Origin of the sequence: Rhizobium aethiopicum (genome assembly GCF_014197535.1) — a bacterium.
Classification (GTDB): Bacteria; Pseudomonadota; Alphaproteobacteria; order Rhizobiales; family Rhizobiaceae; genus Rhizobium; species Rhizobium aethiopicum_A.
Map to the genome: position 1 here is coordinate 254,443 of NZ_JACIFV010000003.1, position 24,549 is coordinate 278,991.

At 61.8% G+C, this 24,549-nt stretch carries 27 protein-coding genes; 15 read left to right on the top strand and 12 right to left on the bottom strand.

Features of this window, described 5'->3' with window-relative positions:
* The first annotated feature begins 39 nt into the window (after positions 1 to 39).
* Both GGD53_RS06625 and GGD53_RS06630 read left to right on the top strand, forming a co-directional pair.
* A complete protein-coding gene (locus GGD53_RS06625) occupies positions 40 to 726 on the top strand; it encodes an LON peptidase substrate-binding domain-containing protein (RefSeq protein WP_176536246.1) in 687 nt (228 codons plus the stop codon).
* A gap of 9 nt (positions 727 to 735) precedes the next feature.
* Positions 736 to 924 carry a Trm112 family protein gene (locus GGD53_RS06630; protein ID WP_003567459.1) on the top strand — a complete coding sequence of 63 codons (189 nt, stop codon included), beginning with the start codon at positions 736 to 738 and terminating at the stop codon, positions 922 to 924.
* Positions 925 to 939: 15 nt separating this feature from the next.
* Here the strand turns inward: GGD53_RS06630 and GGD53_RS06635 are convergent, their stop codons facing one another.
* The gene (locus GGD53_RS06635) at positions 940 to 2,154 is read right to left on the bottom strand and encodes a ubiquinone biosynthesis hydroxylase (protein WP_184454696.1); all 1,215 of its coding nucleotides are present in this window, start codon (positions 2,152 to 2,154) and stop codon (positions 940 to 942) included.
* Between the two features lie 84 nt (positions 2,155 to 2,238).
* On the opposite strand from GGD53_RS06635, the gene tesB reads away from it, so the two are divergent.
* From tesB to GGD53_RS06670, 7 genes are all read left to right on the top strand, one after another.
* Complete coding sequence (tesB, locus tag GGD53_RS06640) at positions 2,239 to 3,123, top strand: acyl-CoA thioesterase II (RefSeq protein ID WP_184454698.1); 885 nt, start codon at positions 2,239 to 2,241, stop codon at positions 3,121 to 3,123.
* 210 nt (positions 3,124 to 3,333) lie between these two features.
* The gene (locus GGD53_RS06645) at positions 3,334 to 3,684 is read left to right on the top strand and encodes a P-II family nitrogen regulator (RefSeq protein ID WP_003543684.1); all 351 of its coding nucleotides are present in this window, start codon (positions 3,334 to 3,336) and stop codon (positions 3,682 to 3,684) included.
* A gap of 25 nt (positions 3,685 to 3,709) precedes the next feature.
* Entirely contained in the window at positions 3,710 to 5,143 is a 1,434-nt protein-coding gene (locus GGD53_RS06650) for an ammonium transporter (protein WP_184454700.1), read from the top strand.
* Positions 5,144 to 5,426: 283 nt separating this feature from the next.
* Complete coding sequence (locus GGD53_RS06655) at positions 5,427 to 8,099, top strand: DNA translocase FtsK (protein WP_184454702.1); 2,673 nt, start codon at positions 5,427 to 5,429, stop codon at positions 8,097 to 8,099.
* 139 nt (positions 8,100 to 8,238) lie between these two features.
* Positions 8,239 to 8,907 carry an outer membrane lipoprotein carrier protein LolA gene (locus tag GGD53_RS06660; protein WP_064805551.1) on the top strand — a complete coding sequence of 223 codons (669 nt, stop codon included), beginning with the start codon at positions 8,239 to 8,241 and terminating at the stop codon, positions 8,905 to 8,907.
* Positions 8,908 to 9,006: 99 nt separating this feature from the next.
* Entirely contained in the window at positions 9,007 to 9,810 is an 804-nt protein-coding gene (locus GGD53_RS06665; RefSeq protein WP_184454704.1) for an exodeoxyribonuclease III, read from the top strand.
* Positions 9,810 to 10,595, top strand: a complete 786-nt coding sequence (locus GGD53_RS06670) for an ATP-grasp domain-containing protein (protein WP_184454706.1) — start codon at positions 9,810 to 9,812, stop codon at positions 10,593 to 10,595. The genes GGD53_RS06665 and GGD53_RS06670 overlap by 1 nt, the downstream gene beginning before the upstream one ends.
* A gap of 50 nt (positions 10,596 to 10,645) precedes the next feature.
* Here the strand turns inward: GGD53_RS06670 and GGD53_RS06675 are convergent, their stop codons facing one another.
* A complete protein-coding gene (locus GGD53_RS06675; RefSeq protein WP_184454708.1) occupies positions 10,646 to 11,101 on the bottom strand; it encodes a cyclic nucleotide-binding domain-containing protein in 456 nt (151 codons plus the stop codon).
* 131 nt (positions 11,102 to 11,232) lie between these two features.
* A complete protein-coding gene (locus tag GGD53_RS06680; RefSeq protein WP_011427159.1) occupies positions 11,233 to 11,916 on the bottom strand; it encodes a response regulator transcription factor in 684 nt (227 codons plus the stop codon).
* A 168-nt stretch (positions 11,917 to 12,084) separates the two neighbouring features.
* Between GGD53_RS06680 and GGD53_RS06685 the strand changes: the two genes are divergently transcribed.
* Positions 12,085 to 12,606 (top strand): L,D-transpeptidase family protein, encoded by a 522-nt coding sequence (locus GGD53_RS06685; RefSeq protein WP_184454709.1) that lies wholly within the window; start codon positions 12,085 to 12,087, stop codon positions 12,604 to 12,606.
* A gap of 131 nt (positions 12,607 to 12,737) precedes the next feature.
* Positions 12,738 to 13,568 (top strand): aldo/keto reductase, encoded by an 831-nt coding sequence (locus GGD53_RS06690; protein ID WP_184454710.1) that lies wholly within the window; start codon positions 12,738 to 12,740, stop codon positions 13,566 to 13,568.
* Between the two features lie 108 nt (positions 13,569 to 13,676).
* Here the strand turns inward: GGD53_RS06690 and leuC are convergent, their stop codons facing one another.
* Positions 13,677 to 15,086 (bottom strand): 3-isopropylmalate dehydratase large subunit, encoded by a 1,410-nt coding sequence (leuC, locus tag GGD53_RS06695; protein ID WP_184454711.1) that lies wholly within the window; start codon positions 15,084 to 15,086, stop codon positions 13,677 to 13,679.
* Between leuC and GGD53_RS06700 the strand changes: the two genes are divergently transcribed.
* Positions 15,085 to 15,300 carry a hypothetical protein gene (locus GGD53_RS06700; RefSeq protein WP_184454712.1) on the top strand — a complete coding sequence of 72 codons (216 nt, stop codon included), beginning with the start codon at positions 15,085 to 15,087 and terminating at the stop codon, positions 15,298 to 15,300. The genes leuC and GGD53_RS06700 overlap by 2 nt on opposite strands.
* 60 nt (positions 15,301 to 15,360) lie before the next feature.
* Here GGD53_RS06700 and GGD53_RS06705 read toward each other — a convergent pair whose 3' ends face one another.
* The 8 genes from GGD53_RS06705 to ffh all read right to left on the bottom strand — a co-directional run bounded on the left by GGD53_RS06705 (position 15,361) and on the right by ffh (position 21,605).
* Entirely contained in the window at positions 15,361 to 16,179 is an 819-nt protein-coding gene (locus tag GGD53_RS06705) for an amino acid ABC transporter permease (protein ID WP_184454713.1), read from the bottom strand.
* 18 nt (positions 16,180 to 16,197) lie between these two features.
* Positions 16,198 to 16,995 (bottom strand): basic amino acid ABC transporter substrate-binding protein, encoded by a 798-nt coding sequence (locus tag GGD53_RS06710; RefSeq protein WP_184454714.1) that lies wholly within the window; start codon positions 16,993 to 16,995, stop codon positions 16,198 to 16,200.
* Positions 16,996 to 17,133: 138 nt separating this feature from the next.
* Positions 17,134 to 17,676, bottom strand: coding sequence for a 50S ribosomal protein L19 (gene rplS / locus GGD53_RS06715; protein ID WP_064805537.1), 543 nt, complete (start codon positions 17,674 to 17,676; stop codon positions 17,134 to 17,136).
* 211 nt (positions 17,677 to 17,887) lie between these two features.
* Positions 17,888 to 18,589, bottom strand: a complete 702-nt coding sequence (trmD, locus tag GGD53_RS06720; RefSeq protein ID WP_184454716.1) for a tRNA (guanosine(37)-N1)-methyltransferase TrmD — start codon at positions 18,587 to 18,589, stop codon at positions 17,888 to 17,890.
* Positions 18,589 to 19,155 (bottom strand): ribosome maturation factor RimM, encoded by a 567-nt coding sequence (rimM, locus tag GGD53_RS06725; protein WP_184454719.1) that lies wholly within the window; start codon positions 19,153 to 19,155, stop codon positions 18,589 to 18,591. The genes trmD and rimM overlap by 1 nt, the downstream gene beginning before the upstream one ends.
* A gap of 115 nt (positions 19,156 to 19,270) precedes the next feature.
* Positions 19,271 to 19,642, bottom strand: a complete 372-nt coding sequence (gene rpsP / locus GGD53_RS06730; RefSeq protein ID WP_064696593.1) for a 30S ribosomal protein S16 — start codon at positions 19,640 to 19,642, stop codon at positions 19,271 to 19,273.
* Between the two features lie 48 nt (positions 19,643 to 19,690).
* Positions 19,691 to 20,011: a chorismate mutase gene (locus GGD53_RS06735; RefSeq protein WP_184454721.1), complete on the bottom strand. Its 321-nt coding sequence runs from the start codon at positions 20,009 to 20,011 to the stop codon at positions 19,691 to 19,693.
* Positions 20,012 to 20,027: 16 nt separating this feature from the next.
* Complete coding sequence (gene ffh, locus GGD53_RS06740; protein ID WP_184454723.1) at positions 20,028 to 21,605, bottom strand: signal recognition particle protein; 1,578 nt, start codon at positions 21,603 to 21,605, stop codon at positions 20,028 to 20,030.
* 424 nt (positions 21,606 to 22,029) lie between these two features.
* Between ffh and GGD53_RS06745 the strand changes: the two genes are divergently transcribed.
* The 3 genes from GGD53_RS06745 to mtaB all read left to right on the top strand — a co-directional run bounded on the left by GGD53_RS06745 (position 22,030) and on the right by mtaB (position 24,538).
* The gene (locus tag GGD53_RS06745; RefSeq protein ID WP_184454725.1) at positions 22,030 to 22,254 is read left to right on the top strand and encodes a hypothetical protein; all 225 of its coding nucleotides are present in this window, start codon (positions 22,030 to 22,032) and stop codon (positions 22,252 to 22,254) included.
* A 110-nt stretch (positions 22,255 to 22,364) separates the two neighbouring features.
* Entirely contained in the window at positions 22,365 to 23,270 is a 906-nt protein-coding gene (dapF, locus tag GGD53_RS06750; RefSeq protein ID WP_184454727.1) for a diaminopimelate epimerase, read from the top strand.
* Positions 23,267 to 24,538 (top strand): tRNA (N(6)-L-threonylcarbamoyladenosine(37)-C(2))-methylthiotransferase MtaB, encoded by a 1,272-nt coding sequence (mtaB, locus tag GGD53_RS06755; RefSeq protein ID WP_184454729.1) that lies wholly within the window; start codon positions 23,267 to 23,269, stop codon positions 24,536 to 24,538. The genes dapF and mtaB overlap by 4 nt, the downstream gene beginning before the upstream one ends.
* Positions 24,539 to 24,549 lie beyond the last annotated feature (11 nt).

A 24,549-nucleotide genomic window follows, 5' to 3' on the forward strand; every position in this document is an offset into this window, starting at 1 on the left:
ACCACATTCTCGTCAGGACGGGCGTGCCCGTCCACCAGAATGCGGGACGGTTTCATGCAAGTCGGTAATGCCAGATACCTGAAGCCGGGCGATCTGCCCGATGCGATCGCCGTCTTCCCCCTGACCGGGGCCCTCCTCCTGCCCGCCGGTCAGCTTCCCCTCAACATCTTCGAGCCGCGTTATCTGGCGATGCTGGATGCAGCCCTTGCCGGAAACCGGCTGATCGGCATGGTCCAGCCGGCACTCGGCGAACATGAGGACAAGGGCGGCGAGCACAATCTTGCCGCCGTCGGCTGCCTCGGTCGTATCACCTCCTTTGCCGAGACCGGCGACGGGCGCTATATCGTGTCGCTGACCGGTGTCTGCCGCTTCCGGCTGCTGGAGGAGAAGGTGACCAGCGATCCTTTCCGCACCTTCCGCATCGCGCCCTTCATTGCCGATCTCTCGGCCGAGAACGAGGAGGAGGCGGTCGACCGTACGGCGCTGCTGACCGCTTTTAAGGCCTATCTCGATGCCAATAAGCTGGAGGCCGACTGGGAGAGCGTCGAGCGGGCCAGCAACCTGACGCTCGTCAATTCACTTGCCATGATGTCGCCGTTCGGGCCGGCTGAAAAACAGGCGCTCCTGGAGGCGCCGGACCTGAAGACGCGGGCCGAGACGCTGATCGCCATTACCGAAATCGTGCTGGCGCGGGTCTTCGGTGACTCCGATACGGTTCTGCAGTAAACTGCGGTCATGGACGAAAAACTGAGCCGCGTCGATCCGAAACTGCTGGAACTCCTGGTCTGTCCGCTCTCTAAGGGCCGGCTTTCCTATGATCGCGAACACAATGAGCTCGTCTCGGAAAAGGCGCAGCTTGCCTATCCGATCCGCGACGGCATTCCGATCATGCTGGTGTCAGAGGCCCGCCGCCTCGACGAATAGCCTCTCCGACTTCGGCTAAATCGTCTGGCCGGCCAGCAGCCGCGGATTATCCTTTGCCGCTGTTCCGGCCGCCTGGCTGATGAAGAAGGATTTGAGGCGCGGCAGCCGGTCGACGATGCCGAGACCGACATCGCGGGCGATACGGATCGGCATTGCGTCGTTAGAAAAAAGCCGGTTCAGCACGTCGGTCGTCACGCCCATGCGGAAGGTGTCGAAGCGCCGCCAAGTCTGGTAGCGCTCGAGGATGTTGATCGAGCCGATATCGAGACCGAGGCGGTCGGCCTCGACGATCGTTTCGGCGAGCGCCGCCACGTCCTTGAAGCCGAGATTGAGGCCCTGTCCCGAGATTGGATGGATGCCGTGGGCGGCGTCGCCGGCCAGCGCCAGACGCGGCGCGACGAAGGCGCGGGCAAGCGTCAGGCCGAGCGGAAACGCGCGTTTGTCGCCGATGACCTTCAGCGCCCCGAGCTTGTGGCCGAAGCGGCGTTCCAGCTCCTCCTCGAAGATCAGATCGTCGGCGGTGACCAGCCGGTCGGCATCATGCGTGCGTTCCGTCCAGACGAGCGAGGAGCGGTTGTTCCGGAGCGGCAGGATGGCGAAGGGGCCGGCCGGCAAAAAATGCTCCTCGGCGCAGCCCTCGTGCGGCCGCTCATGTTCGACGGTCGCGACAATGCCGGACTGGCCGTAGTCCCAGGTGACCGTCCTGATGCCGGCGAGATCGCGCAGCTTCGAGCGCACGCCGTCGCAGGCAACCACCAGCCGGCAGTCCAGCGTGCTGCCGTCCGAAAGCGTGACGGTCGCATGGCTGTCCTGCGTCTTGAGCTCCGTCGCGCCAAGTCCGTGGCGTATGTCGATGCCGAGCCGTTCGCAGGCGCCGCGAAGTGCTGCCACCATGGCGACATTCGGAACCATGTGGGCAAAGGGCCGGCCTTCGGCCACTTCGCCGTCGAAGGTGAGGAAAACCGGGCGAACCGGATCGGAGGTCCGGGAATCCGTCACGATCATCTTGGTGATCGGCTGCGTTTCCGGCTCGATTTCGTTCCAGATGCCGAAGATTTCAAGCATCTTTGCCGCCGCCGCGATGACGGCGGAAGCGCGCGTATCGTTTTTCCAGGCATGCTCGGGCGCGGCCTCGACGACCGTGACGTTCAGATGGGGCGCTGCCTGCTTGACCGCGACGGCCACGGAAAGGCCGACATAACCCCCGCCCACAACCAGCATATCCAGCATCACGCCGCTCCCGTACCTTGTGCCTCAGATGTGATCTATATAGATCATCGCAACTTCACTTCCTACCGCTGGGAGGCATACAAAATGACGCGCGAGACGACCGAACCTTCGGCGATGGAGAGGCTCCTTGCGACGCTCGATCTGGAGCCGATCGAGGTCGATATCTTCCGCGGCCGCAGTCCGCAGGCCGGCTGGCAGCGGGTCTTCGGCGGCCAGGTCATCGGCCAGGCGCTGATGGCGGCGCAGCGCACCATCGGGGCCGAGCGCTTCGTGCATTCGCTGCACGCTTATTTCATGCGCCCCGGCGATCCCTCGGTGCCGATCATCTACCAGGTGGAGCGCATCCGCGACGGATCGAGCTTCAACACCCGGCGCGTCGTCGCGATCCAGCACGGCAAGGCGATCTTCGCGCTGTCGGCTTCTTTCCAGGTGGAGGAAGCGGGCTTCGACCACCAGATCGCCATGCCCGACGTGGCAATGCCCGAAGAGTTGCTCGGCGAACAGCAGATCAAGGAGCAATATCTCGCGCACGCGCCGGAAGCGATCCGGAAGTACTGGGAGCGCGAGCGGCCGATCGAGATCCGCCCCGTCTCGCTGACCCATTATTTTTCCGACAGGAAGCTCGACCCGCGGCAGGACGTCTGGGTGCGCGCCACCGGGCCGGTTCCCGACGACCGGCTCTATCAGGCGGCGGTGCTTGCCTATCTCTCAGACATGACGCTGCTCGATACGTCGCTTTATGCCCACGGAACGTCCATCTTCGACCAGAGCCTGCAGGTGGCAAGTCTCGATCACTCCATGTGGTTTCACCGGCCGTGCAAGCTCGACGACTGGCTGCTCTATACGCAGGACAGCCCCTCGGCTTCGGGCGCCAGGGGATTGACTCGCGGGAGCCTGTTCACGCGAATGGGTGTGTTGATCGCATCCGTCGCGCAAGAAGGATTGATTCGGAAAAAGGCAAATGAATAAATAACAGGCATATTTGCAAATTTGCGCATTATTTGTGCGCTTATTGGTCGGTCAATTGCCTGTTTATTGGCACTCCTAATTATAACATTTATTTTTCAATAAGTTAACTTCGGCTTCGAATCTGGCACGTCCTTTGAATGTATATCGCCGGTCGCTGTTCAGGAACGTCAGCGGCAAGGAGAGTCGGCTCCGCGCCGAGGATAACGAAGGATGGGAAACCAGATGAAAATTGTGATGGCTATTATCAAGCCGTTCAAACTCGATGAGGTCCGCGAAGCCCTTACGGCGATCGGCATTCAGGGCCTGACCGTAACCGAAGTGAAGGGCTACGGGCGCCAGAAGGGACATACCGAAATTTATCGCGGCACCGAATATGCGGTCAGCTTCCTGCCGAAGCTCAAGATCGAAATCGCCGTCGCATCGGAACTGGTCGACAGGGCGGTTGAAGCCATCGCGGCGTCGGCCAAGACCGGCCAGATCGGTGACGGCAAGATTTTCGTCTATTCGATCGATCATGCCGTGCGTATCCGTACGGGCGAAACCGATTCAGAAGCGCTGTAAGCGGCGGTCCAAGGAGCTTTTTTCAATGTCGACTTCGAAGTTTTCTTCCCCCTTTGCGCTGATCGGCGTAGCAACGGCTGCGCTTCTGGCGCCGGTTGTCGCTTTCGCTCAGGAGGCTGCGCCGGCCGCCGCCACCACCGCTGCTGCCGCTCCTGCCTTCACCATGGATAAGGGTGACAATGCCTGGATGCTTATCTCCTCGGCACTCGTCCTGCTGATGACCATCCCCGGCCTTGCGCTGTTCTACGGCGGCCTCGTGCGCGCCAAGAACATGCTCTCCGTGCTGATGCAGGTGTTCATGATCACCGCCGTCGTGGCGCTGCTCTGGGTCACCTACGGCTATTCGCTCGCCTTCACCGACGGCGGCTCGCTGAACAGCTTCGTCGGCGGCTTCTCCAAGGCGTTCCTTGCCGGCGTCAACACATCGTCGCTCGCCGAAACCTTCTCGAAGGGCGTCGCCATTCCGGAATACACCTTCATCGTCTTCCAGATGACCTTCGCCTGCATCACGCCCGGCCTGATCGTCGGCGCCTTCGCCGAACGCGTCAAGTTCTCGGCCGTCATGCTCTTTGTCGTGCTGTGGGTCACCTTCATCTACTTCCCGATGGCGCACATGGTCTGGTTCTGGGGTGGTCCGAGCTCTTACACCTCGCCGGCCGGTCTGATCTTCTCCTATGGCGCAATCGACTTCGCCGGCGGCACGGTCGTTCACATCAATGCCGGTATTGCTGGTCTCGTCGGTGCGATCATGCTCGGCAAGCGCACGGGCTATAAGAAGGAAATCATGGCTCCGCATTCGATGACGCTGACCATGGTCGGCGCCTCGCTGCTGTGGGTCGGCTGGTTCGGCTTCAATGCCGGCTCCAACCTCGAAGCCAATGGCTATGCCTCGCTTGCCTTCATCAACACGTTCGTCGCGACGGCAGCTGCCGCCGTCTCCTGGTGCATTGTCGAAAGCCTCGCCCGCGGCAAGGCCTCGATGCTTGGCGGTGCTTCCGGTGCGGTTGCCGGTCTGGTCGCCATCACCCCGGCTGCAGGTTTTGCCGGCCCGATGGGCTCGATCGTTCTCGGTCTGATCGTCTCGCCGGTTTGCTACTTCTTCGTCGATGTCGTGAAGAACAAGTTCAACTACGACGACAGCCTCGACGTCTTCGGCGTCCACTGCGTCGGCGGCATCCTCGGCGCCCTCGGCACCGGTATCCTCGTCAACCCGGCGCTCGGCGGTGCAGGCATCGTCGATTATTCGACGGCCGATTTCGCTGCCTCCTATGCCGGCACGGCAACCCAGGTGCTGGCCCAGGCCAAGGGCGTGCTGACGACGCTGCTGTGGTCGGGCATCGGCTCGGCGATCCTCTACAAGATCGTGGACGTCGTCATCGGCCTGCGCGTCAGCGTCGAAGCTGAGCGCGAAGGTCTCGACCTTTCGACCCACGGCGAAGCTGCCTACCACTCTTCCTGATCACAGGGGATTGCGGCGCCCGGCAGAAGGGCGCCGCTTCACGGCCCGTCGCGGCCTATCTCGAGCTTGTCCGGGCTAGACCCGGAAATGCTCTAACCATAGACCGCATTTGGCCCGGACCTTTCAAGGTTCGGGCCTTTTTCATTTCCATGTCGGGAATGCATGTCCAGGCACGCATGGTTAACATCGCTTTAACCCGGCTCTGATTAGGTAGAGCGGACGCATTTGGCATGGCGAAGCTTCGGTGATTCGCATGCCCTCAGGCATTGGACGGGTTAGACACATGGCAAGAAGCACGTCGCCGGCAATGGATGGCCGTCCGGATCGGTTCTCCTTCTCGGCATTCATGCTGCGGCAGATCCAGGCACTCATCGGCTTTGCGATCTTTCTGCTGCTGGCTTTCTGCGTTGCGGCGCTGGCGACGTGGAACGTCGCCGATCCGAGCTATTCCTACGCCACCGCCAACCTGCCGACGAATATTCTCGGCTACAGCGGTGCTGCCTTTGCCGATATCGTCATGCAGTTCCTGGGGCTTGCCAGCGTCGTGGCGATGCTGCCGATCGTCGCCTGGGCGCTGACGATGATCTCCGGCCGTCGCTTCGACCGCATCCCCGCCCGCCTCGGCGCCTGGCTTGTCGGCTCGGTGCTTTCCTCCGCCGTCATCGGCTGTTTTCCGCCGCCGCTCACCTGGCCGATCCCGAACGGTATCGGCGGCGTCATCGGCGATATGATCCTGCGCTTTCCCGCGCTCTTCGTCGGCGCTTATCCCACCGGCACCTTCGCCATGGTCGTCGGCTGCATCTTTGCCGTGCCGACCGCCTGGATGATGCTCTTCGCATCAGGCCTTGTCGGCCGCAGTGAGGCCGAGGACGAAATCGAGGACGATTACGTCGAGACAACAAGCAAGGCGCGGGTGGTCGGAGACGAGGATGAGGAAGAGGACGAATCGCGCTGGGTTGCGTTCAGCGGCGCCATGACGCATGCCTGGTTCATGAGCCAGGGCCGGTTGCGCCGGCTGTTCGGCATGGGACCGCGCAAGCGGCGCCAGGGCGATTTCGAATCGCCCTATGATTTCAACGACGATGAATTCGGCACGCTGAACGAACCGGTCCGCGCCAAAGCGCCGGTCGTCCGCGGCGAGCGCCTGGAACCATCGATGGAGCCGCGTTCGACTTCGCCCCGCCGCCTCGTCGCCGCGCCGTCGCTTTCCATCGACGATGAGGATGAGGACGACGGTCCGCCCTTCGATACCGACATGCCGCCGCGTCCGGCCGACATTTTGCCCGACGACGATGACGACGACTGGATGATCCGTGCGCCGGCAAAAGCCGCCGCCAAACCGGAACCTCGCGTCGTCCCGGCGATCACGCGTCCGAAGCCCGGCGCCCGTGTCGAGCGGGAAGCGCAGGGCTCGTTCATTCGCGCCGAAGGTTTCCAGCTTCCATCGATGCATTTGCTCGCCGAGCCCAGGAACGTGGTGCGCGATTCGACACTGTCGGCCGATGCGCTGGAGCAGAATGCCCGCATGCTCGAGGGTGTGCTGGAGGATTTCGGCGTCAAAGGCGAAATCATTCACGTCCGTCCAGGTCCCGTCGTCACGCTGTACGAACTGGAGCCGGCGCCCGGCATCAAATCGTCACGCGTCATCGGTCTTGCCGACGATATCGCCCGTTCGATGAGCGCCATTGCCGCCCGCGTCGCCGTCGTGCCGGGCCGCAATGCGATCGGTATCGAATTGCCGAACCAGACGCGCGAGACCGTCTATCTCCGCGAATTGATCGCGTCGCGGGATTTCGACGGCAGCAAGGCCAAGCTCGCCATGGCGCTCGGCAAGACGATCGGCGGCGAAGCCGTCATCGCCGACCTCGCCAAGATGCCGCACCTGCTCGTCGCCGGCACCACCGGTTCGGGCAAATCGGTCGCCATCAACACCATGATCCTGTCGCTGCTCTACCGCATGACGCCGGAACAGTGCAGGCTGATCATGATCGACCCGAAGATGCTCGAGCTCTCCGTCTATGACGGCATTCCGCATCTGCTTTCGCCTGTCGTCACCGATCCGAAGAAGGCCGTCGTCGCGCTCAAATGGACTGTGCGCGAGATGGAAGAGCGCTACAAGAAGATGTCGAAGATCGGCGTGCGCAATATCGACGGCTTCAATACGCGCGTCGAACAGGCGCTCTCGAAGGGCGAGGTGATCTCGCGCACGGTGCAGACCGGCTTCGACCGCCATACCGGCGAAGCCATGTACGAGACCGAGGAATTCGACCTCAAGCCGATGCCCTATATCGTCGTCATCATCGACGAGATGGCCGACCTGATGATGGTCGCCGGCAAGGACATCGAAGGCGCGGTCCAACGCCTGGCGCAGATGGCGCGTGCGGCCGGCATCCACGTGATTATGGCGACCCAGCGTCCGTCGGTCGACGTCATCACCGGCACGATCAAGGCGAATTTCCCGACCCGCATTTCCTTCCAGGTCACCTCGAAGATCGACAGCCGCACCATTCTCGGGGAACAGGGCGCCGAACAGCTGCTCGGCATGGGCGACATGCTCTACATGGCGGGCGGCGGGCGCATTCAGCGCGTCCACGGGCCGTTCGTTTCGGATGTCGAGGTGGAAGAGATCGTCTCCTACCTGAAGACGCAGGGCTCGCCGCAATATCTCGATGCGATCACCGCCGATGACGACGAGGACGGCGATTATGGCGGCGGCGGTCCGGCCGGCACGTCGAACCTTTCGGATTCGGAAGATCCCTATGATCAGGCCGTCGCCATCGTGCTGCGCGACGGCAAGGCTTCGACTTCTTACGTCCAACGCCGGCTTGGTATCGGCTATAATAGAGCCGCCTCGCTGATCGAGCGCATGGAGAAGGAAGGCATCATCGGGCCGGCCAACCATGCCGGCAAACGAGAAATCCTCGTTCCGACCGAGGGCGATATCCTCGACCGCTGAGACAAGCGCCATATATTTCTGATGTGGCCGCTTTGGCGGAAACGCGGTGGCATCAACGCCGTTGCTTTTCGCGCGCCGATCGCAACGCCTTGAAGACGCCGCCTTTCGGCGGCATGCAGATCGCATTAAGGAGATTTAGATGCGTAACTCCGATTCCTTCCTCTCCGGCCTGGCGATGACGCGCCGCGATCTTCTCGGCGCTTTCGCCGTCGCTGCTATGGCGAGCGCCGTTCCTCTCAGCGCCATCGCGCAGGCGGCCGCGCCCGCCTCCGGCACGGCGCAGGCAATCGCCGATCATTTCTCCGGCGTCACGACGATGCAGGGCGAATTCGTCCAGTTCGGTCCACGCGGCGAACAGACCGGCGGCAAGTTCTTCATCCAGCGTCCCGGCAAGCTGCGTTTCAACTACGACGATCCGTCGCCGATGCGGGTGATCGCCGACGGCAAGAATGTCGCCATCGGCAATATGAAGCTCAAGACCTGGGATCTCTATCCGCTCTCGAAGACTCCGCTCAGCCTGCTCCTGGCGCAGCATATCGACCTTTCGGCCGGCATGGTGAAGGGCGTGAAGGAGGAGTCGGACCTGACGACGATCGCGCTCGGTAACAATACGGTGTTCGGAAACTCGACGATCACCATGATGTTCGATCCGAAGACCTATGATCTGCGCCAGTGGACGATCACCGACAACCAGGGCAAGGATACGTCGGTGATGATCTTCAACGTCAAGACAGGCGTGCAGTTCGACGACCGCGTCTTCCGTGTGCCTTACGAGAGCATTCCGGGTACGGCAGCTTCACGCGACTGAGGGTTTTCGGTTGATCGCCTGAAGCTTTGCGCGCTGCCGGTTTCCTCCTGCCCGCCTTTGTTCTAAAGCCCTTTCATGAAAGTGTGAAAGGGCTTGGGCATGGGTTTTTCGATTACGACCTGGAACATCAATTCGGTGCGGCTGCGCATGCCGATCGTCGAGCAGCTCGTGCTCAAACAGAGGCCTGACATTCTCTGCCTGCAGGAGACCAAGGTGCCGAACGAGCTCTTCCCTGCAGCACCTTTGCGGGCGTTGGGCTACGATCACATCATCATCCATGGCCAGAAGGGGTATCACGGGGTCGCAATCGCCTCGCGAATTCCGCTGACGGAGGATCACCGGCAGGATTATTGCGGCGTTGGCGATGCCCGTCACATATCGGCGGTGTTCGAGCGCGGCAATCGCCGTGTGCGGCTGCACAATTTCTACGTCCCGGCCGGCGGCGACGAGCCGGATCGCACGATCAATCCGAAATTCGGCCACAAGCTCGATTTCATCGAGGAGATGAAGCTCTTGAAAGCCAATGGCGAGGCCAACACCTCCGCCATCCTGGTCGGCGACCTCAACATCGCACCGCTGGAGCACGATGTCTGGTCGCACAAGCAACTGCTGAAAATCGTCAGCCATACGCCCGTAGAAACCGACGGGCTGCTCGAGGTGATGAAGCGCGGCGCCTGGCTCGATCTCATGCGCCAGCACGTTCCGGCAAGCGAGAAGCTTTATACCTGGTGGAGCTACCGCGCCAAAGACTGGGAGGCGGCCGATCGTGGCCGCCGCCTCGACCACATCTGGTCGTCATCGGATCTCGGGCCGCATCTCCAGCGGATCGAAATCCTGAAGGAGGCGCGCGGCTGGGACCGGCCGTCGGACCACGTGCCGGTAACGGCGCATTTCGACTTCTGATGCAGTGGCTTCTTCAGCGGTTCGAAGACACCCAGAAGCTGGCCGAGGCGCTCGACCGGCTGGGTATCTCGTACACATGGCACAAGGTCGTCCCGTTCGTCGGCGAGCTCATCCCCGAGCCGGTCGTTCCCGATCCCGGCTCCGTGGTGATGTTCGGCTCCTATTCATTGTGGAATAACGCCGAGGCGAACGGCTACTGGCCGGGCGTATTCAAGCTGCGTCCTTTCGTCCAGGAACAGGTTTGGCATCCCTACCTTCTCAACGGAGCCGACGCGCTGTTCCTGACGCTCCGAGACATCCCCACGCATCTGGCCGATGATGGGAGGGAATGGTTCCTGCGCCCCGTCGACGACAGCAAGGAAGAGCCCGGCAACGTGAAATCGACGGGCGAGATCATCCGGATGGCGGAGCGGGTGCTTGCGCTTGACGAGGAGGAAATCCCGGCAGGATCGCTTCGCCACGACACGCTGCTGATGCTCACCACGCCTGTCCGCATCCTGCGCGAATGGCGTCTCTGGGCCGTCGATGATCGGATCGTCACCTATTCGCTCTACAAAGATGGATCGCGTGTCATCCACCGCTACGAGATCGATGACGATGTGCTGGAGTTCGGGCAGCGCATGGTGGACATCAACCCCGGCTACTCGCCGGCCTATGTCATCGACGTCTGCCGTACCGAAGAGGGATTGAAGCTGCTCGAGACGAACTGCATCAATGCCGCCGGGTTCTACGCGTCAGATCTCGTGAAGCTTGCGGCGGCGATCGACGGCCTCGGCTGCGGGTGAGCTTGCGCTCCTGGGCTGCGCTCCATCATTGCCCTGCGCTCTGACAAGATTCAGCTGAATCGATGGAACTGGCTTGCCGCCTTGGCCGCAAGTTCGGCGAGATTGTCGCGAATGCGGTTTTCGATCAGACGGGCCGCATCGGGATATTCCTCGAGCAGCCGATGGAAGAGGGCGCGGGTGATGCGGATGATGCTCGTGTCCTCGCGCGCGATCGCGGTGAACTTGCGCTCCACCAGGGTGACCAGCGCCAGCTCCGAAATCAGTGTTCCCGGTCCGGCGACCGCCTCCGCCCGCTGCATGCCGTCACTGCTCGTCGTGCTGAGTTCCAGCCTGCCGCTCAAGACGACATAGGCGCTCTCGGCCGGCGATCCTTGGCGGAACAGCATCTGGCCGGCGGCGATCATCCGCCGGTCGGCGCCGAAGGCGATCAGCCGCAGCTGGTCCTCGCTCATGTCCTTGAACAGCGGAAGCTGGGAAAGCAGATGAATGTCGTCGGTCAGAGCCATGCCGGCTTTACGCCTTAGAACAATTCCAGCAAAGGTGCCTGGCGGTTTTGCCAGGCAAAGCGTGAAATGCTTTTGCCAGAAACTACGTGAAAACAAAGAGATAGAGCATCCCTTGAGAAAACGGAAATGCTCTAGGGTATGATCTTGTAGCCGCCGTTTTCCGTCACCAGAATTTCGGCATTGGAGGGATCGCGCTCGATCTTCTGGCGCAGCCGGTACACATGGGTTTCCAGCGTGTGCGTGGTTACACCGGAATTGTAGCCCCAGACCTCTTCAAGAAGCACGTCACGGGTGACGACCTTCTGTTCGGCGCGGTAGAGATAGCGGATGATCGCCGCTTCCTTTTCCGTCAGGCGGATCTTCTGGCCGTTGTCGGTGGTGAGCAGTTTCTGGCTTGGCTTGAAGAGGTAAGGACCGACGGTAAAGGTCGCGTCTTCGCTCTGCTCGTGCTGGCGCAATTGCACGCGAATGCGCGCCAGCAGCACAGCGAAGCGGAAGGGCTTGGTGACATAATCGTTGGCGCCTGCTTCAAGGCCGAGGATCGTGTCCGAATCGGTATCGTGACCGGTGAGCATGATGATCGGCGCCTTGAAGCCGCCCTTGCGCAGGAGCTTCACCGCTTCGCGGCCGTCCATGTCGGGCAGGCCGACATCCATGATCAAGAGGTCGACCGGCGTCGAACGGGCGGTCGCAACACCTTTGCCGGCGTTGGCTTCCTGCAGAACCGTGAATTCCTCATAAAGCGACAATTGCTCCGTCAGGGTCTGACGAAGATCCTCGTCGTCATCCACCAGAAGAATGGTGCGTGCGGTCATGCCGTTGCGTCCTCAAAGTTAAGTCCCCTAGTCCTACGCCAAATTGCAGCTTTGGCAAGGATCGGCCGGCGGTGCTGTTGCCGCGCAGCTTTTCATATGATTTCAATCAAGGCCTCAAGCAATGCAAGACATGCGAGAAAAATGGAAAAAGCAAGGCGGAGCCGGGGCATGCGGTCATCGACGATCATGGTGCGCCCCGCGCCAGGGAAGAAGAGCCGCGCCATCGTCCGATTCGGCGCAATCACCATCCCTGCCGCGATCGGCCGTTCGGGCCGGACCATCCTCAAACGCGAGGGTGACGGCGCCACGCCGATCGCCGCGATGCGGCTGATTTCCGGCTTCCGGCGTGGTGAACGGAACGGTCAGCTCATCACCTCGCTTCCCATTCGCCGCATCCGCGCAGACATGCTCTGGTGCGACCAGCCCGGCAACGCCAACTACAATCGCCTCGTGCGGGCGCCATTCGGCGCAAGTCATGAGGAGATGCGGCGTAGCGACGGCCTCTACGATATCTGCCTTGTCATGGACTGGAACATTTCCTCGCGGGTGCGCAACCGCGGTTCGGCGATCTTCTTCCATCTCATCAGGCCTGGCTACGAGCCGACGGCCGGCTGCGTAGCCGTAAGCCTGCGTGACATGCGCCGCCTTCTGCCCCACCTTCGAAAGGGAACGATTGTCCGGGTCCTCTGATTGTCTTCAGGATGCCGCCACCTATATGGTTCCGGTGACCGGACGCTCCGGCTGAAATGCGTTCCGGGACGTCCGCAGGTGCGGGCGCAATCCATGCCTCGTCCAATTCTTCAAACTCCCGGAGATATATTGTGACCGCTCAACCCATCATCACTTTCCATGACGGACATTCCATTCCCCAGGTCGGTCTCGGCGTCTGGCAGACGCCGCAGGAGATTGCCGCGCCGACGGTACGCACTGCCATTGCCGGCGGCTATCGGCATATCGACACGGCTTCGGGTTACGACAATGAAGAGGGTGTCGGCGAAGGCATCCGCTCGTCTGGCCTCGACCGAAAGGATATCTTCGTCACCACCAAACTCAGGAATACCGACCAGGGCTACGACAATGCGTTGCGCGCCTTCGACGGCAGCCTGAAGAAGCTCGGCTGCGACTATGTCGACCTCTATCTCATTCACTGGCCGTCGCCCCATCGCGGCCTCTACGCCGAGACCTGGAAAGCGTTCGTGCGCATCCGCGAAGAGGGCCGCGCCCGCTCGATCGGCGTGTCGAACTTCTATCCCGAACATCTCGAGCGCATCATCGGCGAGACCGGCGTCGTTCCGGTGATCAACCAGATCGAACTGCATCCCGACTTTCAGCAGAAGGCGGCGCAGGAGGTTCACAAGAAACTGAATATCGCCACCGAATCGTGGAGTCCGCTCGGTCAGGGCAAATTCATCTCGAACAAGGTCATCGGCGAGATTGCCAAGAAACATCGGAAGACACCGGCCCAGGTGATCATCCGCTGGCATATCGATACCGGCCTCGTCGTCATCCCGAAGTCGGTCACGCCGTCGCGCATCGAGGAGAACTTCCAGGTGTTCGACTTCAAGCTGGATGCCGACGACATGGCGGAGATTGCCAAGCTCGACAATGCTGGCGCCCGCATGGGTCCGGATCCGATGACGGCGGCTTTCTGATCGCCGGTTGCGCGAACACCGCCGATCGGCTGTCGGCGCCGCAATGTAAAAGCCGCCCGATGCGCGGAGACGCATCGGGCGGCTTTGTCTTTCATTCCGTCGGACGGATCAGTTCCACTCGCGGATATCGACGAAGTGCCCGGCAATTGCGGCGGCGGCGGCCATGGCCGGCGAGACGAGATGCGTGCGGCCCTTGAAGCCCTGACGGCCTTCGAAATTTCGGTTCGAGGTCGAGGCGCAACGCTCGCCCGGCTTAAGGCGGTCGTCGTTCATGGCAAGGCACATGGAGCAACCCGGCTCGCGCCAGTCAAACCCGGCGGCCTTGAAGATTTTGTCGAGGCCTTCGGCTTCCGCTTGTTCCTTGACGAGGCCGGAGCCGGGGACGATCATCGCGTTGACGGTTGCGGCGACGGTCTTGCCCTCGACGACCTTGGCAGCGGCGCGAAGGTCTTCGATGCGACCGTTGGTGCATGAGCCGATGAAGACGCGATCGACAGCGATGTCGGTCATCTTCGTGCCCGGCTTCAGGCCCATGTAGTCAAGCGCACGCCACTTGGAGGCACGCTTCGTTTCGTCATGGATCTCATCCGGATTGGGTACGATGCCCTGGACCGAGACGACGTCCTCAGGCGAGGAGCCCCAGGAGACGATCGGCGGCAGTTCGGCGGCGTTCAGTTTGACGACGCGGTCGAAATAAGCGCCTTCGTCTGATTTCAGCGTCTTCCAGTAGGCGATCGCCTGTTCCAGCGCTTCGCCCTTCGGCGCGCGCGGCTTGCCCTTGATATATTCGAAGGTGGTTTCGTCAGGGGCGATGAGGCCGGCGCGGGCGCCGCCTTCGATCGACATGTTGCAGATCGTCATGCGGCCTTCCATCGACAGCGCTCGGATCACTTCGCCGGCATATTCGATGACGTAGCCGGTGCCGCCTGCGGTGCCGATCTCGCCGATGATCGCCAGAACGATATCCTTGGCGGTGACGCCTGCCGGCAGCTGGCCGTCGACCTGCACCAGCATGTTCTTGGCCTTTTTCTGGATCAGCGTCTGGGTGGCGAGAACGTGCTCGACTTCAGACGTGCCGATGCCGTGGGCGAGAGAGCCGAAGGCGCCATGGGTGGAGGTGTGGCTGTCGCCGCAGACGATCGTCATGCCCGGCAGGGTGAAGCCCTGTTCCGGCCCGATGATGTGAACGATGCCCTGGCGCTTATCGTTTTCCGAATAATATTCGACGTTGAACTCGGCGGCATTCTTGGCGAGCTGCTCGACCTGAATGCGGCTTTCCTCGTTCTTGATGCCGAGATGGCGATCGGCCGAGGTCGGAACGTTGTGGTCGACGACGGCGAGCGTCTTTTCCGGGGCGCGGACCTTGCGGCCGGACATGCGCAGGCCTTCGAAAGCCTGCGGCGAGGTGACTTCATGGACCAAGTGGCGGTCGATGTAGAGAAGACAGGTGCCGTCTGCCTGCTCGTCGACCAGGTGGTCGTCCCAGATCTTGTCGTAGAGGGTACGCGGTGCGCTCATGGCGGTAAGTCCGTTTTTGGAAGCTTTGGAAAATCGGAAAAAAGCGGATCAGGCTCCGCCGGCCGTCATTCGATCAACGAAGTCGGCTGTTGAGCGCACCGGAGACGCATGCGAAGAACCGCGCCGGCAGGCGATAATGATCCTGCAGCACGAAAATATGCGCGCCAATGCAACTGAACTTGGATTCCATAGCGCTGGATATAACGATTTTTGATCGAAACGGCAATTCGAATCGTGAGGCGCGTCCTTTCTGCATCCGAATGGACGCAGGTGCTTAGCGTCGCGGCATCTGCTTCATCTTCTTCTCGATCCGCCGCAGCGCCAGCGACAGGCCGATCGTCAGGATCAGATAGATATAGGTGACGATCGAATAGGTCTCGAAAAAGCGGAAGGAGCCGGAGGCATAGACCTTGCCCATCTGCGTGATGTCGGCGACACCGAGGACGGAGACGAGGGATGAATCCTTCACCATCGAGACGAAATCGTTGGAGAGCGGCGGGAGGATGACCCGGATCGCCTGCGGGAAGACGACGAGCCGGAAGCGGCGGTAGCGCGACAGGCCGAGCGACTTGGCCGCCTCGATCTGGCCGATATCGACGGACTGGAAACCGGCGCGGAAGATTTCCGCGATGAAGGAGGAGTAGCCGATCATCAGCGCGAAGATCGCACGCCACATCAGCGACAGGTCGCGCACCAGGATCGGTTCCGTAACACCTGATTTCACCAGGGGTGTGATCATGAAGTTATAGGCCATGACGAAACCGGGCGCACCGACGAAGGCGACGTAAAAGAGCAGCACCAGCATCGGGATGCCGCGGATGATCTCGATGTAGAAGCGGGCGATCTGGCGCAGCGCGACACTGTCCGCCAGGCCGAGCAGCGCGATGCCGAGGCCAAGCACCGTTGCCAGGGCAAAGGCGACGAGCGTCACGAACACGGTGACGCCGACGCCATTCACCACGGTGCGGAAGACCTGGGTGTAAATGTCGTTGGTGATGATGACGACGGCGAGAACGATGCCGATCAGGATAAGGACGGCCAGCCACCACGGGCGGTCGTCCTTCTCCTGTCGCGGGGATGGTTGTGGCGCCATCTGCGATCGCTCGAGGGATTATTCGCCCATCTTGTAGTCGAGGAACCACTTCTTGTTCAGCGCATCGAAGGTGCCGTCGGCCTTCAGCGCTGCGATAGCCGCATTGACGGGAGCGACGAGATCGGAACCCTTCGGGAAGATGAAGCCGAAATCCTCGGTGCCGAGGGGGTCACCGACCACCTTCAGGGCGCCGTTCGAGGAATCGACATAGCCCTTGGCAGCGACGCTGTCGGTGAGGACGAGGTCGACGTCGCCCGTCTTCAAGGCCTGCACGGTTGCACCGAAGGTTTCGAAAAGCTTGATGCGCGGGTTCTGTTCGTTGCCGTCGAGGATTTCATAGACGGCGGTGTAGAAAGGCGAGGTGCCGGGCTGAGCGCCGATCAGGCCGTCCTTGAATTCACCGAAGGACTTTGCGTCGGTGAAGCGCTTCTCATCGCCGCGTACCAGCATGAATTGCTGCGAGCGCATATAGGGATCGGAGAAGTCGACCTTCTGCTTGCGGTCGTCCTTGATGGTGATGCCGGTCATGCCGATGTTGTACTGGCCATCGGAAACCGCCTGGATCATCGCGTCCCAGCTGGTGTTCTGATATTCGATCTTGAAATTCAGCCGCTTGGCGATCTCGTTCATCGCATCATATTCCCAGCCGATCGCCTTGCCGGATTTCGGATCGACGAACTGCAGCGGCGGATAGGCGTTCTCGGTGACGACGACGACGCTCTTGCCGCCAAGGTCCGGCAGTTCGGCGGCCGATGCGGCTATAGGTGCAAGCACAAGCGCGGCGAAGCTTGCGAGAACGGTGCGACGAAACAGCATAGAACGGCTCCAAAATTGAACGGCAAAAATTGTCACGGATGACCCGCCTAAGGCAAGGCCGTCATCTGCACGGGCACGCAAAAAATAGAAAAGGCGATCCGAAGACCGCCTTTCCAGAAACAGAATTTTGCGCAGATCTTATTCTGCGGCCTTCTCGGCTTCGGCTGCAGCAGCTGCTTCGGCAGCGGCCTTGGCTTCCGCAGCTTCTGCTGCTGCCTTTTCGGCGGCGAGCGCCTGGGCGGCTGCAACCTTCTCGGCTTCGATACGGGCCTTTTCCTCGGCGACGGCAGCGCGCTCGGCGTCGTTGAGCTTGCGGGCGCGAACGCCGGTGTCTTCAACGATACGAGCCGACTTGCCGCGACGGTCGCGGAGGTAATAGAGCTTGGCGCGACGGACCTTACCGCGGCGAACGACGTCGACGCTTTCGATCATCGGCGAGTAGACCGGGAATACGCGCTCGACGCCTTCGCCGTAGGAGATCTTGCGAACCGTGAAGTTTTCCTGCAGGCCGCCGCCGGAGCGGGCGATGCAGACGCCTTCATAGGCCTGAACGCGGGTACGGTTGCCTTCCGTAACCTTCACGTTGACGCGGACGGTGTCGCCCGGGGAGAACTCGGGGAGGGTGCGCTTGGCTTCGATCTTGGCGGCCTGTTCGGCCTCAAGCTGCTGGATGATGTTCATCGTCTTAACCTTTGGTTCTTCTGAAACGGCCAGAGCGCTCGACACTGATCCTTTGGGTTAGCCTCAGGATTTTGCCCTTGCGGGCGGGAGCGGATTCGCCATTCTTTGTTTGCTGGCAGACGGGGCTAACCCCATTTCCGCGTGCGCCAATACACGAAAGGCCGGGGCTTGTCATCCCTCGCACGACATTTTTGTGAAAAGGCCGGCGAAATCAGCCGTTTTTCTCGGTTTTAACGCTATCGAGCAAGTCCGGCCGCCGTTCCCGCGTCAGTCGCACCGCTTCCTGGTGGCGCCATTTCTCGATGGCCCCGTGGTTGCCGGACGTCAAGACGGAGGGAATTTCCCGGCCTTCCCACTCTTGGGGGCGGGTATAATGGGGATGTTCCAGCAACCCGCCCTCGAAGCTTTCGTGCAGGCCGGAAAGATCGTTGCCCATGACGCCGGGCAGGATTCGGATGATCGCATCGAGCAGGATCAGCGCCGCCGGCTCGCCGCCGGACAGCACGTAATCGCCGATCGAGACTTCTTCCAGTCCGCGCGCCCCGATCACCCGCTGGTCGACACCCTCGAAGCGGCCGCAGACGATGATGACGCCGTCACCCGCCGCAAGCTCGCGCACGCGCTGCTGCGTCAGCGGCCGGCCGCGCGGGCTCATCAGCAGGCGCGGCCGGGGATCATTCTCACCGCCGCTGTCGATCGCGCGAGCAAGAACGTCAGCCTTCAGCACCATGCCGGCGCCGCCGCCGGCCGGCGTGTCGTCGACGGTGCGGTGTCTGTCGGTGGCGAAATCGCGAATCTGCACCAGATCCAGCGACCATTGCCCACGCTCCATCGCCTTGCCGGCGAGCGAGAAGCCAAGATGCCCCGGAAACATTTCCGGATAAAGTGTCAGTACGCGCGCCCGGAAAGCCATTACTTCTTCTTTTTCGGCTTGTCCGCGGTGAACTGCGAAAGCTCGGGGTCGTCGACCAGTCCCGCCGCCAGCGGATCGATCAGCAGCGTACCGGCTTCGAGATCGATTTCCAGCACAGAGGCTTCCGAGAATGGAATGAGAACCGGGCGTTTGCCCGGGCCCTTGAGCTCCAGGAGATCGCCGGCGCCGAAATCGAAAACGCCGGTGACCGTTCCGTAGCTGACGCCCTTGTCATCAAGCGCTTCGAGCCCTTCGAGATCGGCATAGTAGAATTCGTCGTCCTCGAGCTCCTCGTCCGGCAGGTTGTCTCGCTCGATATAGAGTTCAAGTCCGTTCAGCGCTTCGGCGGCGTTGCGGTCGTTAATGCCGCGGAAACGGACAACGACGACGTTCTTCATCTCGCGGATTTCGAGGATTTCGAAGCTGCGTCCGTCCATGCTGTGCAGAAGGCCATAATCGCCGAGCGCGGTCGGATCGGCCGTGTAGGCCTTGGCGCGCACCTCGCCCCTGAGGCCCTGTGCGCCGCCGATCGTAGCCATCAAAACCGGGTTTTCAAGCTTTGTCATGGGTTCCTTCATGTGAAGCCGAAAGACAGGTTTCTCATAAACGAAGTGCGGGCGATTGGAAACGAAAACGGGCGGCATGTCGCCATGCCGCCCGCTCGAAAAGGGGATGTCCGGATTATTCCGCGGCGTCAGCAGCAGCAGCTGCGGCGTCGGCGATCTTCTGGGCCTTTTCTGCGGCGCGTTCCTGAGCGCGCTTGCCGGGCTTTGCCTTGACCGGGTTGTTCTTGGCTTCGCGCTTGGCAACGCCGGCTTCGTCGAGGAAGCGCAGAACGCGATCAGTCGGCTGGGCACCGTTGTCGAGCCAATGCTTGATACGCTCGGCATTCAGCTGAACGCGCTTCTCGTCATCCTTGGCGAGCATCGGGTTCCAGGAACCGAGGTTTTCGAGGAAGCGGCCGTCACGCGGGCTGCGCGCATCGGCGAGCACGACGTGGTAATACGGACGCTTCTTGGAGCCACCGCGGGCGAGACGAATTTTCAGTGCCATGTTCTTTACTCCTTAGGCTGTTCTTGACCGCTTCGTAGGGCGGTAGGGTTATCGGGCTGCGGCGCTCTGTTCAGCGTGGTCCGCAGCGATCTGCTCATGATGCCGGATGACTTCCTTGATGACGAAGTTCAGGAACTTCTCGGCGAAATCCGGGTCCAGATTGGCGGCTTTCGCCAGCTGGCGAAGGCGTTCGATCTGGTATTCCTCGCGTGCCGGATCGGCCGGCGGCAAATTGTATTTGGCCTTCAGCACGCCGACTTCTTTGGTGCAGCGGAAGCGTTCGGCCAGCATGTGCACGAGAGCGGCATCGATATTGTCGATCGACTGACGATAGCTCGCGAGCTGGTCTTTGACGTTTGGATCAATCATGGGGCAAGCGATCCTTTCACTTCTTCTTCGGCAAGCCGGGCAAGCCCGGGAAACCACCGCCAAGGCCCGGCAGCTTGGCGCCGCCGAGGCCCGGCAAACCACCCGGCAGACCGCCGAGACCGGGCATACCCCCGCCCGGTTTTCCAAGCCCCGCCGCTTCGGCCTGCTTCTGCAAGGCCTCGAGCTGTCGGGGATCGATATTCGAGAGATCGGGCATGCCGCCCATGCCGCCGCCGCCAAGCCCCATCTTGCCCGCAAGGCCGCCCATCATCTGCTTCATCAGGCCGCCTTTGCCCTTGCCGCCCATCATCTTCATCATATCAGCCATCTGGCGGTGCATCTTCAGAAGCTTGTTGATGTCGGCGGCATCGGTGCCGGAGCCCGCGGCGATGCGCTTCTTGCGCGAATGCTTGAGCAACTCGGGATTGGCGCGTTCGGCCTTGGTCATCGACTGGATGATGGCGATCTGGCGGCCGAAAAGCTTGTCGTTGAGACCGGCGGCGGCCATCTTGTCCTTCATGCCGGCCATGCCGGGCATCATACCCATGATGCCGCCCATGCCGCCCATCTTCTGCATCTGGCGCAGCTGATCGGCGAGGTCGTCGAGGTCGAACTTGCCCTTGGCCATCTTGGCGGCCATGGCGGCCGCCTTCTCCGCGTCGATGTTTTCAGCCGCGCGCTCGACGAGCGAAACGATGTCGCCCATACCGAGGATGCGGTCGGCGATGCGGCGGGGATGGAACTCCTCGAGCTCGCTCATCTTTTCGCCGACGCCGATCAGCTTGATCGGCTTGCCGGTGACGGCGCGCATCGAAAGCGCTGCACCGCCACGGCCGTCGCCGTCCATGCGGGTCAGCACGAGGCCGGTGATGCCGACGCGTTCGTCGAAGTTACGGGCGAGGTTGACGGCATCCTGACCGGTGAGACTGTCGGCGACCAGGAGGATCTCATGCGGGTTCGACTTCTTCTTGATATCGGCCATCTCGACCATCAAGGGCTCGTCGATATGGGTGCGGCCGGCGGTGTCGAGAATGACGACGTCATGGCCGCCGAGTCTCGCCGCCTGCACGGCGCGGGCGGCGATATCGGTCGGCGACTGACCTGCGATAACAGGCAGCGTGTCGATACTGGCCTGGGCGCCGAGCTGGCGAAGCTGCTCCTGGGCTGCCGGGCGGCGCGTGTCGAGCGACGCCATCAGCACCTTTTTCTTCTCGCGCGTCGCCAGACGATTGGCGATCTTGGCGGTCGTCGTCGTCTTGCCCGAGCCCTGCAGGCCGACCATCATGACAACGACGGGGGCGGCCGCATGCAGGTCGATGCCAACACCTTCGCCGCCCAGCATCTCGATCAGTTCGTCATGGACGATCTTGACGACCATCTGGCCGGGCTTGATCGACTTCAGGATCTCGGCGCCGACAGCCTTCTCACGCACGCGGTCGGTGAAGGAGCGCACGACTTCGAGCGCGACGTCTGCCTCCAGCAGCGCACGGCGAACCTCGCGCAGCGCTGCAGAAACATCGGCTTCCGAAAGCGCGCCACGGCCTGTCAGTCCATTCAGAATGGATCCAAGACGGTCCTGGAGGTTTTCAAACATCGGCTCTTCCTTGATACGTTTCGGGCGGGTTGATCTGCCCGGAAACGTCGTGCTTTTCCTTGACGAAAACAAGACGCAAAGCCAAAAAGCACCCGAGGGCGCATCGCGCTGTCGGGTGTTGACCTCCGGGATCTCGAAGTCCCGGTCGGCGGCTCGGAGTCATCTGGCTCGTCGCGGATTGGGCGCGATAAACAGGAAAGCGGCGGGAAAGTCAAGGCGAATGCGGGCAGATGACCGCATGGTTGCGGACAGATGACCGCGTGGCGGGCTTTTCGGATGCCGCATATTGTGGCTGCGAGCGGTTAAAATCGCAGCGGGCAGTCCAAATTCGCCATTTGGGCCAGTTGCAAAATGTTCTGCTTGTGATTCTACTTTCTACTTAAGTGCGTCCTGTAAAATGATTCGTGAATATCCTTGATGCCGGATGATCCGGCGGAGATATCGAATGATCAATGCTGATATTGAAAGTTGGGCGCTGGCACGGGCCCATCATATTGTTCTCAACGAAGGCCTTAGTCTTGCAAAAGCGGCACAGGATCTGGATCGCAAACGATCCCGCTCGCTGGTCTACGAGCTGAGGAAGGTCATCACCGCCGCTATCGTCGAGGCGCATGCGGCGTCCTTCGAGGCCGGCGGCGGGCAGCGGTAGAAGACGGAGGGTCCGGCCTCAGTCGGCTGCAAGGCCTGCATGGCACTCACCCACTGGTAATTCCCTCGCGTTTCCGCCATATACAGCGGAAAGACGGACGGAATGATATCATGAGCGCAACGGTCGAATTCGCGAGGATGAACGGGCTTGGCAACAAGATCCTGGTCGTCGACATGCGCGGACGGCCGGACAGGGTGACGCCCGCGGCGGCGGTCGCGCTCAATGCCGATCCGCAGACCGAGTTCGACCAGATCATGGCGATCCATGATCCGAAGGCCGAAGCCACCGACGCCTTCATCGATATTCTGAATTCCGACGGCTCGAAGGCGCAGGCTTGCGGCAACGGCACGCGCTGCGTCGTGCAGGCGCTTGCCGCCGAGACCGGTCGGAAGGCCTTCACCTTCCAGACCGTCGCCGGGATCCTCAACGCCGTCGAGCATGAAGACGGGACGATCTCCGTTGATATGGGAAAGCCGGTCTTCGATTGGGACAGGATTCCGCTGGCGGAGGAATTTCACGACACCAGCCGTATCGAGCTGCAGATCGGCCCGATCGACAATCCGGTGTTGCATTCGCCTTCCGCCATGTCGATGGGCAATCCGCATGCGATCTTCTGGGTGGACAAGGACGTGATGTCCTATGATCTTGCCCGCTTCGGGCCGCTGCTCGAAAACCATCCGATGTTTCCCGAGCGTGCCAATATCACCCTGGCGCAGGTGACGTCGCCGACATCCTTGACGACGCGCACCTGGGAGCGCGGCGCCGGGTTGACGCTCGCCTGTGGCTCGGCCGCCTGTTCCGCCGCCGTCAGCGCGGCGCGCACCGGCCGCACCGGTCGCAGGGTGACGATCAATGTGGCAAGCGCCAAGCCGCCGGCGACACTCTCCATCGAATGGCGCGAGCGTGACGATCACGTCATCATGACGGGACCGGCGGAATGGGAATGGTCGGGCCGGGTCGATCCTTCGACCGGCCTCTGGTCGCGCGATGGTACCCGAGAGGTCGAGGCGCAGTGAGCGGCATCGAGGTCATTACCTTCGGCTGCCGCCTCAACACATATGAATCCGAAGTGATGAAGGCGCAGGCCGAGAAGGCCGGGCTCAACAACGCCATCCTGGTGAACACCTGCGCCGTGACCGGCGAGGCCGTGCGCCAGGCCCGCCAGGCGATCCGTCGGGCGCGGCGCGACAATCCGCATGCCCGCATCATCGTCACCGGCTGTGCCGCGCAGACGGAAAAACAGACCTTCGCCGCCATGTCGGAGGTCGATGCGGTGCTCGGCAACGAAGAGAAGCTTTCTAGCGCCTCTTATCGCAGCCTGCCGGATTTCGGCGTTTCGGCCGAGGAGAAGCTCCGCGTCAACGACATCATGAGCGTGAAGGCGACGGCGCCGCAGATGGTCAGGCATATCGACGGCCATGTGCGCGCCTTCATCCAGGTTCAGAACGGCTGCGATCACCGCTGCACCTTCTGCATCATCCCCTATGGCCGCGGCAATTCCCGCTCGGTGCCGATGGGCGCGGTCGTCGACCAGGCCCGCAGGCTCGCCGACAGCGGTTATCGGGAGATCGTGCTGACCGGTGTCGACGCCACCAGCTATGGCGACGATTTGCCGGGCGCACCGACGCTCGGGCTTTTGGCAAAGACGCTCTTGAAGCAGCTTCCGGATATCCGCCGGCTCAGGCTTTCCTCGATCGACAGCATCGAGGCCGACGCCCATCTGATGGACCTCATCGCCGACGAGCCGCGCTTCATGCCGCATCTGCATCTGTCGCTGCAGCATGGCGACGACATGATCCTGAAGCGGATGAAACGGCGGCATTCGCGCGCCGATGCGCTGCGTTTCATCGAGGACGCGCGCCGTCTTCGCCCCGAAATGAGCTTCGGCGCCGATATGATCGCCGGTTTCCCGACGGAAACGGAAGAGATGTTCGCCAATGCCTTGCGGCTGGCCGAAGAGGCCGGCATCGCGCATCTGCATGTTTTCCCCTACAGCCCGCGTCACGGCACGCCCGCCGCCCGCATGCCGCAGCTCGACCGGTCGCTGGTCAAGGATCGCGCCGCACGGCTGCGCGCCACTGGACATAGGCTGCATCAATCCCATCTCGATGGCATGGTCGGAACCCGGCAGTGGCTGCTTGTCGAAAACAACGGCCTTGCGCATACGGAAAACTTCACGCTGGTGGCAGCCGCCGGGCTTCGTCCCGGCGAACTTGTGCCGGCCACGATCACCGGCCACAATGGCAAGCATCTCGACATGCAATTGACGGCCGCAGCGGCCTGACTTTCACGGAA